11 protein-coding genes are annotated in these 11,472 nt (G+C 67.4%); 6 read left to right on the plus strand and 5 right to left on the minus strand.

The genetic code is table 11. The features are described 5' to 3' along the window. The coding region (locus AC1DTF_RS30910; protein ID WP_477476825.1) for a phosphohexomutase domain-containing protein at window positions 1-717 on the plus strand (717 nt) is incomplete at its 5' end. Between the two features lies 1 nt (window position 718). On the opposite strand, the gene upp is transcribed toward AC1DTF_RS30910, so the two are convergent. After that, window positions 719-1,342, minus strand: a complete 624-nt coding sequence (upp, locus tag AC1DTF_RS30915; RefSeq protein ID WP_057166855.1) for a uracil phosphoribosyltransferase — start codon at window positions 1,340-1,342, stop codon at window positions 719-721. A 49-nt stretch (window positions 1,343-1,391) separates the two neighbouring features. Here upp and AC1DTF_RS30920 point away from each other — a divergent pair, with 49 nt between their 5' ends. Both AC1DTF_RS30920 and AC1DTF_RS30925 read left to right on the plus strand, forming a co-directional pair. Beyond that, complete coding sequence (locus AC1DTF_RS30920; RefSeq protein ID WP_477476826.1) at window positions 1,392-1,682, plus strand: hypothetical protein; 291 nt, start codon at window positions 1,392-1,394, stop codon at window positions 1,680-1,682. Between the two features lie 2 nt (window positions 1,683-1,684). Beyond that, on the plus strand, window positions 1,685-2,770 hold the full coding sequence (locus AC1DTF_RS30925; RefSeq protein WP_477476832.1) for a C40 family peptidase: 1,086 nt from the start codon (window positions 1,685-1,687) through the stop codon (window positions 2,768-2,770). Between the two features lie 4 nt (window positions 2,771-2,774). Here the strand turns inward: AC1DTF_RS30925 and AC1DTF_RS30930 are convergent, their stop codons facing one another. After that, window positions 2,775-5,945, minus strand: coding sequence for an adenylate/guanylate cyclase domain-containing protein (locus AC1DTF_RS30930; RefSeq protein WP_477476827.1), 3,171 nt, complete (start codon window positions 5,943-5,945; stop codon window positions 2,775-2,777). A gap of 143 nt (window positions 5,946-6,088) precedes the next feature. On the opposite strand from AC1DTF_RS30930, the gene AC1DTF_RS30935 reads away from it, so the two are divergent. Both AC1DTF_RS30935 and satS read left to right on the plus strand, forming a co-directional pair. Then, window positions 6,089-6,751: a GOLPH3/VPS74 family protein gene (locus AC1DTF_RS30935; RefSeq protein WP_477476828.1), complete on the plus strand. Its 663-nt coding sequence runs from the start codon at window positions 6,089-6,091 to the stop codon at window positions 6,749-6,751. A 46-nt stretch (window positions 6,752-6,797) separates the two neighbouring features. Then, window positions 6,798-8,069: a protein export chaperone SatS gene (gene satS / locus AC1DTF_RS30940; protein WP_477476829.1), complete on the plus strand. Its 1,272-nt coding sequence runs from the start codon at window positions 6,798-6,800 to the stop codon at window positions 8,067-8,069. Window positions 8,070-8,126: 57 nt separating this feature from the next. On the opposite strand, the gene AC1DTF_RS30945 is transcribed toward satS, so the two are convergent. The 3 genes from AC1DTF_RS30945 to AC1DTF_RS30955 form a co-directional block, all read right to left on the minus strand. Continuing rightward, window positions 8,127-9,215, minus strand: a complete 1,089-nt coding sequence (locus AC1DTF_RS30945) for an adenosine deaminase (RefSeq protein WP_477476830.1) — start codon at window positions 9,213-9,215, stop codon at window positions 8,127-8,129. A gap of 67 nt (window positions 9,216-9,282) precedes the next feature. After that, window positions 9,283-10,557, minus strand: coding sequence for a thymidine phosphorylase (locus AC1DTF_RS30950; RefSeq protein ID WP_477476831.1), 1,275 nt, complete (start codon window positions 10,555-10,557; stop codon window positions 9,283-9,285). Continuing rightward, window positions 10,554-10,961: a cytidine deaminase gene (locus AC1DTF_RS30955; RefSeq protein ID WP_057166954.1), complete on the minus strand. Its 408-nt coding sequence runs from the start codon at window positions 10,959-10,961 to the stop codon at window positions 10,554-10,556. The genes AC1DTF_RS30950 and AC1DTF_RS30955 overlap by 4 nt, the downstream gene beginning before the upstream one ends. 303 nt (window positions 10,962-11,264) lie before the next feature. Between AC1DTF_RS30955 and sdhC the strand changes: the two genes are divergently transcribed. Further along, on the plus strand, window positions 11,265-11,472 hold a 208-nt coding region (gene sdhC / locus AC1DTF_RS30960), incomplete at its 3' end, for a succinate dehydrogenase, cytochrome b556 subunit (RefSeq protein ID WP_477476833.1).

An 11,472-nucleotide genomic window follows, 5' to 3' on the forward strand; every position in this document is an offset into this window, starting at 1 on the left:
CCCGACGGGGAAACGCAGGGCTGGCGGATGCTGACCGGTGACGAAACGGGTTGGCTGCTGGGCGATTATCTGCTGTCCCTGCTGACCGATCCGAGCTCGGCGTTGGTGGCCAGCACGGTGGTGTCCTCCCGGATGCTGGCCACCATCGCCGCGGATTACGGGGCGCAGCACGCCGAGACGCTCACCGGGTTCAAGTGGCTGGCCCGCGCCACCGCGCCCGGCGCGGCACTGCTCTATGCCTACGAGGAGGCGATCGGGCACTGCGTCGATCCGGATGCCGTACGCGACAAGGACGGCATCAGCGCCGCCGTGCTGGTCTGCGATCTGGTGGCGGCGCTGCGGTCACGGGGCCGCACCGTCGCCGACGCCCTCGACGACCTGGCCCGGCGTCACGGCGTGCACCTGACGTCGGCGGTCTCGCGCCGGGTGCAGGACGCGGCTGAAGCCATGGCGGCGCTGCGCGCCGATCCGCCTGCCACCCTTGCCGGTATCGCGGTGAGCCTGGATGACCTGGGGCAGCGCCGCGGCCTGCACCGCACCGATGCGCTGGTGTTCACCGGCGACGACATCCGGGTGGTGGTGCGACCTTCGGGCACCGAGCCGAAGCTGAAGTCCTATATCGAGGTGCGCCGCGCTCCGACCGATGACCTCGCAACCGCACGGACGCAGGCCCAGCTGCTGCGCACCGAACTGGTGGCCGCCGTCTCGCAGTGGTGACTCAGCGGGGTCCGAACTGGCGATCCCCGGCGTCTCCGAGACCCGGCACGATATAGGCGATCTCGTTGAGTCCGTCGTCGATGGTCGCGGTCACCAGCCTGATACCGGGCGCCGACTTCTCCAGCGCGGCAATACCTTCGGGTGCACACACCACGCACACCGCGGTGATGTCGACGGCGCCCCGCTCGCGGAGCAGATCGATGGTGTGCACCATGGATCCGCCCGTCGCCAGCATGGGATCGAGCACGAAAACGGCACGCGCACTGAGATCGTCGGGCAGCGAAGCCAGATATGGAGTCGGCTGGTGGGTTTCCTCGTTGCGCGCCATCCCGACGAAGCCGACCTGCGCCTCCGGGATCAGCGCGTGCGCCTGGTCCACCATGCCGAGTCCGGCCCGCAGCACCGGCACCAGCAGCGGCGGATTGGCCAGCCGCGTGCCCGTGGTGTCGGTGAGCGGGGTGCGCACCGGCACCGGTTCGGTGGCCGCGTCGCGGGTGGCCTCGTAGATCAGCATCAGCGTCAGGTCCCGCAGTGCCGCGCGGAAGCCCGCGTTGTCGGTGCGCTCGTCACGCAGCGTGGTGAGCCGGGCAGCGGCGAGCGGGTGGTCAACGACGCGACAGTCCATACGGCGAAGATTAATGGAACCGAACGGCCCCGGCGCGCGTCATAACCACATGTTCGCTGATACCGCGGCCATCGGAGCCGCCGGCGTTGAGCTGACCCGGACAGCCTCCGAGTTCGCCGCCATTGCCGCGGCCCTGCCCGCCGCCGCCGGGCCGTGCGCCGAAGCACTGGGGCCGGTCGGGTCGGACTTCGTGTCCGCGCTCGCGTCCGCTCTGCACGACGCCGCACATCGGGTCACCAGCCTGGGCGCGGACCTGGCCCGGGCCGCAGACACCGCCGCGCGGACCGCCGGGACCTACGTGGACGCCGAACGCCGGTCGATCGCCACGCTCGGCGGTTGACGATGCCCGGCGCCGTCACTGCCGCGCTCAGCGCGCCGCTGCACCAGCTACTCACGCTCCTCGGCACCGGGCAGACGGCGCAGCCGGCGGCGGCGCTGGATGGCGCGCAGCGGCGGCTCGGCGATGCCGCTGCCGCCGTCACCCGCACTGCCGACGAGCTGCTGGGGTCATGGGCCGGGGCCGGGGCGACCTCGGCGGCCGACCGGCTGGAGCGGTCGGTGGCGGACATCCGCCTGCTCGCCGGAAGCATCGCTGCACTGGGCGAGAAGATCGGCGCCGCCGCCGAAGCGGTCACCCGGGTGCGCGCCGAACTGGAGCGTCTCATCGCCGACTTCGAGGCCCGCGCCGCGGCACTGGAGGCGCAGCTGGACACCCCGGGCGCCGCCGAGGAACTCGCCGATGAGGCACGTCGAGCCCGGTCATCGGCCGAGCAGATGGTCGATCACCTGCGCGCCGAACTCACCGGCGGCGCACAGCGCGTCACCGCGTCGCCGCCGCCGCCCGCTGCCACCAGTCCGGCCGGCTTCTCGCCGGCACTGCCCAGCGCGRGCGACGGCGGGTTCGCGCCATCGGGAGGCTCGGGCCTGTCATCCGGTCCGGGTGCGGGGTTGTCGTCGGGGTTCGGGTCCGGGCCTGCCGAGGCGATGCTCGCCGCACGCCACGGCGATGTGCCCGAGGCCGCACAGTTCGGCGCCGGCGAGACGGTCACGTTGCCCGACGGCAGCACCGTCATGGCGCCCAACGCGGTGGCCGCCGGTGCCGTGCGGCACGCGCTCACCCAGCTCGGCGTCCCGTACCAATGGGGCGGGACGACGGCCGGTGTCGGCCTGGACTGCAGCGGGCTGACCCAGTGGGCCTACCAGGAGGCCGGGCTGAACATTCCCCGGCTGGCGCAGGAGCAGGACATCGGGGCCGCCGTCGGCGCCGGCTCCCTGCGTCCCGGCGACCTGGCGGTGTGGGACGGCCACGTCGCGATGATCGTCGGAAACGGCACCATGATCGAGGCGGGAGATCCGGTGAAGTTGTCCCCGATCAGAACGACCAACGCCGGACAGGGCTTTCAAGGGTTCTGGCGGCCGACTGCGTGAGCAGTCAGAGCATGGAATCGGCCCAACGAACATGTCCCTCGAGTCCCAGTGCACAGGCGCTTTCACGATAACGATCGCGCAGGGCGCGGTACGCAAGATCGTCGCGGCGTGCCTTCGAGAGCAAGGCGCGCAGCCGCAGTACCCAGATGTCGCGCAAAATCAGTCCGTCATTGGCCGGAGCGACGGCCAACTGATCGATGGCGGTCTCAGCCTCGGCGATGTCGCCGTCGGCCGCACGGGCAAGCAACGTTTCGACCAGAACACCGATGACGGGAATACCCCACGCCAATAACTGCTTTTCGCGGACCAGCTGGTCGACGGCAGCGCGCATCTGCGGTATCGCCCCGTCACGATCTCCGCTCTTGGCTCGTTCCCGTGCCAAATACGCATTCACGACCGGAAGATCCCCCACGTTGTGTCGATTGCGTTCGAAAACGTCGCTCACCTCAGCCAGCAGCGCCTGTCCGCGATCACGCCCCACAACCTGCTCGCCGTGCACCAACGTGATGCCCAGGGCAAACCTTGCGAACGCCACCGCCATGTCGTTGCCCGAACGTTCGGCAATCTGCAGCGCATCCTCGGCCTCGCGCAGCGCCTGGTCGTCGGACGAGAGCACCCCATTCGCAATTCCAGGGAAGTAGCACAAAGCGACGACCGCGGCGTAGGTCAGTGGGTCGGCGCGGTGGGCCAAATCCACAGCCCGCCTCAGATCGGTCCGCCAGTCGGGCAGGCCGAGGTGATAGCTGGCCATCGCCCGCGACACCAGGGCCAGTGCCAACGGTGATCCGAAGATGAAGTTGCCCGCGAAGGGATCACCGTGGGCCAGGTCGACCATGTGCTGTGACCACCGCAGGACGTCGGAATACTCGCCGCTCTCGATCTTCGCGTAGATCGCCGGGTACGACAGCCCCACCGTCAGCGTCGTGTCGTCCAACGACTCGATCAGGGCCATAGCCTCGGTGGCAAGCCGCGATGCCCTGACGATGTGACCTTGGTAAGCGTGATCCATCACCAGCCCGGCCATCGCGATGGCCAACGACGGTTTATCGGTTGAAGCAGTGCACAACTGCCGCAGTTCGTCGAACCGGGCGTCGGCCCCGTGCGCACGTTCACGGTATGCGGTTGCGCACAACATGGTGCGGGGGGCGATGCGCATGGCCGCGCGGTTCGGGTCGTCGATACGCRCTGAGTCGGCGATTATGCGGGCTCGCTCCCAGCTCAGTCGTGATGCGTTGATATCTCGGCTTCTCGCCCAATTCGCCGCGCGCATATGCCAGTCGTATGCCGCCTGCAGATCGCCGGCAGCTTCAAGGTGTTCGGCAATCAAGGCGGCATTCTCATCACCCGACGCTGGTTCGCGGCCTTCGAGCGCTGCCGCTACACGCCGGTGCATCAGGGCGCGATCAGACCTGAGCTGTGACTCGTAGGCCACTGCGCGAATGAGCGGATGGTGGAACGCATACGACGTTGAGGGGGTGAGCCCGACCTGATCGATGAGCTGGGCCGACACGAGACTCGTCGTCTCAGGTTCGACGCCGAGATCGATCAGCAGATCACATGAGAATCGTGACCCGATCACCGCCGCAGCAGTCAGCGTACGTTTGGCTCTCGTGTCGAGTCGGTCGATGCGCGCACCGATAATGGCCTGCAAGGTGGCGGGCACGGCCACGTCTGCGACCGAAGCCGTCGAGTGGTATGCGCAGCTTTCCCCTTCCAGGACACCCCGTTCCGCCAGTTCCCGCACGATCTCCTCAGCGAAAAGAGGAGTTCCGGCGGCGCGTTCCATGATCATCGTGCCCAAATCGGACACCGAGGGATTTGACCCGAGAAGCTCAGCCACCAACGCTGCGCTCGCGGTTCCGCTCAACGGAGCCAAAGCCATGGTCCGAGCACCCGGCACCCGCGTGAGCGCTCCTCCGTACTCCGGCCGGTATGTGACGACCACCAACGAGGATGTCTGCGCAATCACCGACATGAATTCGGCCAACATCGACCCGCTGACTTCATCTACCCAATGAGCATCTTCGATCACGTAAAGCGTCGGATTCTCGCGCGTTACTGACGCGGCGTTCACCAGGGCGGTCAGGCGTCGCCGCCGTGCATCCGGGTCTATTCGGGGCAAGACGGCGCCAGGATCGGCGATTCCCAGCAAGTCAGCGAGTAGCAGCAAATCCTCCGGGTCCTCATCAAAGAATCTCTGCCGCAACAAGTCGCCGGCGGTCTGCGCGTCCCGGCCTTCGACTCTCGTAGCCGCACGCAAGAAGCGCGCAATCACGTGGAAAGGAATCTGACTGGTGTGAGATTCGCAGAAGGTGGTTGCAATCTCGATGCCACGGGCTAATGCCGTGGCCGAAAGTTCCCGCACCAGGCGGCTTTTCCCGATACCGGGTGGCCCCACCACAGTGACCACAGCCCCGTCCCCGTGCATGGCACGTTCCAGTGACGCCTCAAGCTCTGCCATCTCCCAATGCCGACCGACGAAATTCGATTCGGTTCGACACCGCATCCGATCCTGGCGCATGCCCAGCAGGCGGATCGCAGGCACCGGCTGACCGAAACCCTTGATCCGAACCATTTCAGGTTCACCGAGAATCGCATTTCCTTCGACGAGTCGCGCGGTGGACGCACTAACCATCACCGCACCCGGCGGCGCAATCGATTCCATTCGCTGAGCCATCCCGACCGGCTCGCCAACAGCGGTATAGCCGAATGCACTCGAACCGATCTCACCGGCGATGACCTGACCCGAATTCAAGCCAATTCGCAGCATCAAGTGCTCACCGTCGCGGTCGAGAACATCGACCGCGAGGCGCTTCGCCTCCTCCTGGATAGCCAACGCCGCGAAACACGCGCGAACAGCGTGGTCCTCCACCGCACGCGGCGCGCCGAAGACCGCCATTATCCCGTCACCGGTGAACTGGTCCACCGTGACGCCGTAGCGCTGTACAACGGCGGCCGAGAGCCCGACCAGCTCGGTCATGATCTCGCGGAGGCGTTCCGCGCCCACTGCTGCTGCGATGTCCATCGAATGCACGACATCGGCGAAAAGCACCGTGACCTGCTTGTACTCCGCTCGTGGGGCGGCCCGAGTCACCGCCGCACCGCATTCACTGCAGAAGTTTGCCGACGCACTGAGCGGGGTTCGACAAGACCCGCAGGACTGCTCGGGATGCATGTTCGTATCGTGTCACCGCAGGTCAGCCCCGATCATGCGATCGGAAAAGAACGCCCATCCGGCCGACTGCCTGACCGGCCGGCCGGCAATCAGGTACCCGCATACCCAGAGTCGACCTCGTCGACGCCCGCACACTGACTCACATGATGCCCACGGGCCTGCCGGACACTCTGCACGGGCAGCTGTACCTGCTGTGCATAGACCGCCGGCGCGGGCGGTTGGATCACACCGGTCCACGACTGCTGGGCATGGCGTTGCGCGCGGCCATGCTGACCGACCTCTACCTGAACGGCCACATCCACGATGTGCAGGGCATGCCGAACGAATGCGGCGGCAGCACACGCCCGCACGACCCGGTGCTGAACGCGATGATCGACGAGCTCGTCCGCCGCAGGTATTCGAGTTGGGCCAGAGCGATATCGCCGAAACCCGATCAGGCGATCCGCACGGTCCGGCTCCAGCTGGAAGCCGAGGGCTGGATCATTCCGCGGCGCACAATTCCGGGATTCACCGCGTCCCGGGTGAGCCTGCACCACGACGCCCTCGTCGAATCCCTTGCCGAGCGCGTCACGCGTGCGGTGCGCAATGCCATCGCTGGGCTGCCCGCGGATCCCCCGCCGCTGGCAGTCGGCCTGCTGGGCGTGGTGGGCCAGCTGCCGACGGTGTTCAGCTTCGAAGAGGCGTCCCATTGTCGCGATCGCCTCCGTGACCTGATCGACGCGACCATCGAACCGATCCTGGGTCTGCACGAGGCCGTTCTGCGGGATTTGCAGAGGACCCGAAATGAGGGCGGGTTCCTCAGCTGAGGGTGTGGCACCGGGTCGCTCAGCAGGCATCGTTACGCTGTGCGCCATGGCGGCTGACATCGTCCCGGTCCGGATCGGGCTGACCAACGGCGACCTCTACACACTGTGGGCACCGCGCTGGCGCGACGCCGGCGACGAATGGGAGGCGTTCCTCGGCAAGGACGAGGACATCTTCGCGTTTGAGTCGGTCGCCGACCTGGCAGCGTTCGTGCGCACCGACAGCGACAACGATCTGACCGATCACCCCGCCTGGGAGAAGCTCACCCAGGCCAATGCGCATCGGTTCGATCCCGCCGAGGACCAGCAGCACGACCTGATCGCGGTGCCGGAGCTCGTCGCCGAGAAGCCCACCGAGGAGTCCATCAAGACGCTGCGCGGCACCTTGGGCTTCGTCTCGGCGATCGGCTCGGTGTGCGACCTGCCCACCGTCACCAAGATGTTCAACGGCAATCCCGTGCTGGGCACCATCGGCGGCGGCCTCGACGCGTTCAGCGGCCGCGCCGGACGCAAGCGGTGGGCCGAGATCGAGGCGGTGATCGGCCGCGCCTGGGACGGTGTCGTCGACGCGATCGACGCCTTGGTGAAGACCCCGGACGTGCCCTCGGCGGAGTCGGCGAAGGCCGAAGCCGAGCTGGCCGAGCCCGCCCCCGAGATCGACGACATCATCGTCGACGACGAGGACGACGACGAGGTGGTCATCGAGGGCGTGGTGGACACCGAGGAGGAGAGCGACGCGCTGGAGGCCGAGGCCGAACGCCAAGTCCTCGGCAGCGACAAGGACTTCTGGACGCAGGTCGGTATCGACCCGATCCGGATCATGACCAGCAGCGGCACCCTGTACACGCTGCGCTGCTACTTCGGCGATGAACCGCGCTTCCTGGGCCGCAACGGCCGCATCAGCGTGTTCAGCTCCGAGCGCACCCTGGCCCGCTATCTGGCCGACGAACACGAAAGCGACCTGTCCGGTTTCAGCTCCTACGAGATCATCCGCACCGCGGCGACCGACGGTTCGTTGCGCGTCGAGGTGACCGACGAGAACATCTACGTGCTGTCCGGTCTGGCCGACGATATCGCCGACGGCCCCGAGGCCGTCGACCGTGATCAGCTGGACCTGGCGCTGGAATTCCTCAGGGATGTCGGCGATTACGCCGAAGACCCGAGCGTGTCGAAGGCGCTGGAGTCCAGCCAGCCGCTGGGCGCCTTCGTCRACCACGTGCTCGACCCCAAGAAGCCCAAGCCCAAGGGTTCCACGGCCGAGGCCGTCGACCAGTGGGAAGAGCTGGAGCGCTTCGTCGAATCCCGGCTGCGCGCCGAGTGACGTATGGAGCGCCGGCCGTGACCATTACGGCCGCCGCTCCACGAATCGCCGCCGGGCTCAGCCGATCAGCACCGCATACCGCGGTTTGATCACCCCGTCGATGAGCGCCAGCCGCTCGTCGAAATGCAGGAACGACGACTTCATCGCGTTGATGGTGAACCGCAGCAGGTCGCTCCAGCCGTAACCGAAGGCCTCCACCAGGCGCAGCATCTCCTGGCTCATGGTGGTGTCGCTCATCAACCGGTTGTCGGTGTTCACCGTGACCCGGAACCGGGCCCGCGCCAGCAGATCGAACGGATGCTCGGCGATGCTGTCGACCGCGCCGGTCTGCACATTCGAGCTCGGGCACAGCTCCAGCGGAATGCGCTTGTCCCGCAGCAGTGCCGCCAGCCGGCCCAGCTCGAAACTGCCGTCCTCGGCCACCGAGATGTCATCGGCGATACGCACACCGTGGCCCAGCCGATCCGCCCCGCAGAACGCAATGGCCTCGTGGATGGACGGTAACCCGAAGGCCTCGCCCGCGTGAATGGTGAAGCGCGCGTTGTTGCCTCGCATGTACTCGAACGCGTCGAGGTGGCGGCTCGGCGGGTAACCGGCTTCGGCTCCGGCGATGTCGAAGCCGACCACCCCGCGATCCCGGAACCGCACCGCCAGCTCGGCGATCTCCCGGGACCGGGCGGCGTGCCGCATCGCGGTCACCAGGCAGCGGACCACGATGGCGCGGCCTGCGCCGGCGGCCGCCTTCTCGCCCGCCGCGAAACCGTCCAGCACCGCATCGACGACCGCGTCCAACGACAGCCCACCGTCGATGTGCAGTTCCGGGGCGAACCGGATCTCGGCGTAGACGACGTTGTCGGCGGCCAGGTCCTCCACGCATTCGAACGCCACCCGGTGCAGCGCGTCGGGGGTCTGCATCACCCCGACGGTGTGGGCGAACGGTTCGAGATAGCGGACCAGCGAGCCGCTGTGCGCGGCAGTGCGGAAGAAGGTCGCCAGCCCGTCGACGTCGCCGGCAGGCAGGTCGTCATAGCCGACCTGTTCGGCCAACTCCAGGACGGTGGCCGGCCGCAGGCCGCCGTCGAGGTGGTCGTGCAGCAGCGCCTTGGGGGCTTGTTGGATGAGGTCCAGCGTCAACGGCGTACTCATCTATCCATCTTGCTCGCGGCGGCGCCATTCGGCAGGCCAGTTCACCCAACCGTCGCCGACCCGACCGCTAACCGATGCGGTCGATGATCAACGGGCCGAGTACCGGCGCCGCCGCCCCGACCGTCCACCCGCCGTCGAGTTCGGCGAGTGCGGGGACCAGCCGCTCGGGGGTGTCGGTGTGCAACGTGAACAGGGTGTCCCCGGCGGCCACGGGTTCACCGGGGCGACGGTGGATCTGCACGCCGGCGCCGAATTGCACGGGGTGTCCCGGCGCGGCCCGGCCGGCCCCGAGGCGCCAGGCCGCCATGGCGACGGCCATCGCATCGATATCGCCCATCACGCCACCGGCGGCGGCCACCACGGTCTCCGCGTGCGCGCCGACGGGCAGTGGCGCGGACAGATCGCCGCCCTGCGCGGCGACCAGCGCGCGGAACCGGTCCATTGCGGTGCCGTCCCGCAGCGTCTGTGCCGGGTCCACCCCGTCGAGGCCCGCCGCGTCCAGCATCTCGGTGGCGAGCGCCAGCGTCAGCTCCACGACGTCATCCGGGCCGCCACCGGCCAGCACCTCCAGGGACTCCGCGACCTCCACGGCGTTGCCGACGGCACGGCCCAGCGGCCGGTTCATGTCGGTGAGCAACGCTCGCGTCGGTACCCCGGAGTCGTTGCCGAGCGCCACCATGGTCGCGGCCAGCTCCCGTGACTCGGCCTCGGTCTTCAGGAACGCACCCTTACCGACCTTCACGTCGAGCACCAGAGACTGCGCACCCTCGGCCAGCTTCTTGCTCATCACCGAACTCGCGATCAGCGGCAGCGATTCGGTGGTCGCGGTGACATCGCGCAGCGCATAGATCTTGCGGTCGGCGGGCGCCAGGTCCCCGGCAGCGAAGATGGCGGCACCGATCTCGGACAGTTGTTGCCGGATGCGGTTTTTGGACAGTTCGGCGGTGAATCCGGGGATCGCCTCCAGCTTGTCGAGCGTGCCGCCGGTGTGGCCGAGGCCGCGACCGGCGGCTTGGGGAACCGCAGCGCCACAAGCCAGTACCACCGGTACCAGTGGGATCGTGATCTTGTCTCCGACACCGCCGGTGGAGTGCTTGTCCACCAACGGCCGCCCCAGATCGCCGAAGTCGAACCGCTCCCCCGAGGCGATCATGGCCGTCGTCCAGCGGGTGATCTCCGCCCCGGTCATACCGCGCAGGAAGATCGCCATCAGCAGGGCCGACATCTGCTCATCGGCGACGCGGCCGTCGGTGTAGGCGGCGATCACCCAGTCGATGGCGGCATCGGAGAGCACACCGCCATCGCGTTTGGTCCTGATCACCGAGGGCGCATCGAAGCTCATGACGCCGGCCCCCGCCCCAGATCAGCCGGTCCGAAGGCGTCGGGCAGCAGGTCAGCGAGGGTGCGGGGTCCGTCTGGATGATCGATCAACAGCGCGGGTCCGCCGTGCTCCAGCAGCACCTGCCGGCACCGCCCACAGGGCATCAGGGGGGCGCCGTCGGCGGCCACACAACTGAGCGCCACCAGCCGCCCGCCACCGCTGGAATGCAGGGCGCAGACCACAGCGCACTCGGCACAGAGACCTAGGCCATATGAGACATTCTCCACATTGCATCCGAGGATGATTCGGCCATCGTCGACAATCGCAGCCGCACCGACCGGGAAACCCGAATACGGCGCGTAAGCCTGCCTTGTGACACTGATTGCGCTGTCCCGCAACGACTTCCAATCAATTTCAACTACCATTGAGGCCCCGTTCACCGCCATCTGAATGCATTCCGAAAACCCCACTCCCGAAGCGGGGAACCAACATAGGTGACCCTAACTTTGTGGTAAGGGGCCCGCTTTCACCCCAACGCTAGTTCTTCAAGCACCCGTTTTGGGATTAGAGTCGCCCCCGAGGTTTGGGGACGGATTCAGCCTTGTCCCCGCCGTCCACCGAAGGCGTTGGAGGACTCGATGAGCACAGCCACRGCCGCGGATTCCGCGATACCGGCACCGCGATCAAAGCCTGCGCGTCGCCGCAGTTTGTACCGCGGCGACCCAGGCATGTGGTCCTGGGTATTGCACCGGATCACCGGTGCGACGATCTTTTTCTTTCTCTTGGTGCACGTGCTCGACACGGCACTGGTCCGGGTGAGTCCCGAGGCCTACAACTCGATCATCGAGACGTACAAGACCCCGATCATCGGTCTGATGGAGGTCGGCCTGGTCGCCGCGGTGCTGTATCACGCACTCAACGGCATCCGGGTCATCC

Source organism: Mycobacterium sp. P4_H6 (assembly GCF_056400845.1).

Excerpts from the sequence above, each read along its gene's own strand:
- upp (WP_057166855.1), bottom strand. The coding sequence starts at position 1,342 with ATGGACTGTCGCGTCGTTGACCACCCGCTCGCCGCTGCCCGGCTCACC.
- AC1DTF_RS30920 (WP_477476826.1), top strand. The coding sequence starts at position 1,392 with ATGTTCGCTGATACCGCGGCCATCGGAGCCGCCGGCGTTGAGCTGACC.
- AC1DTF_RS30935 (WP_477476828.1), top strand. The coding sequence starts at position 6,089 with ATGATGCCCACGGGCCTGCCGGACACTCTGCACGGGCAGCTGTACCTG.
- AC1DTF_RS30945 (WP_477476830.1), bottom strand. The coding sequence starts at position 9,215 with ATGAGTACGCCGTTGACGCTGGACCTCATCCAACAAGCCCCCAAGGCG.
- AC1DTF_RS30950 (WP_477476831.1), bottom strand. The coding sequence starts at position 10,557 with ATGAGCTTCGATGCGCCCTCGGTGATCAGGACCAAACGCGATGGCGGT.
- AC1DTF_RS30955 (WP_057166954.1), bottom strand. The coding sequence starts at position 10,961 with ATGGTAGTTGAAATTGATTGGAAGTCGTTGCGGGACAGCGCAATCAGT.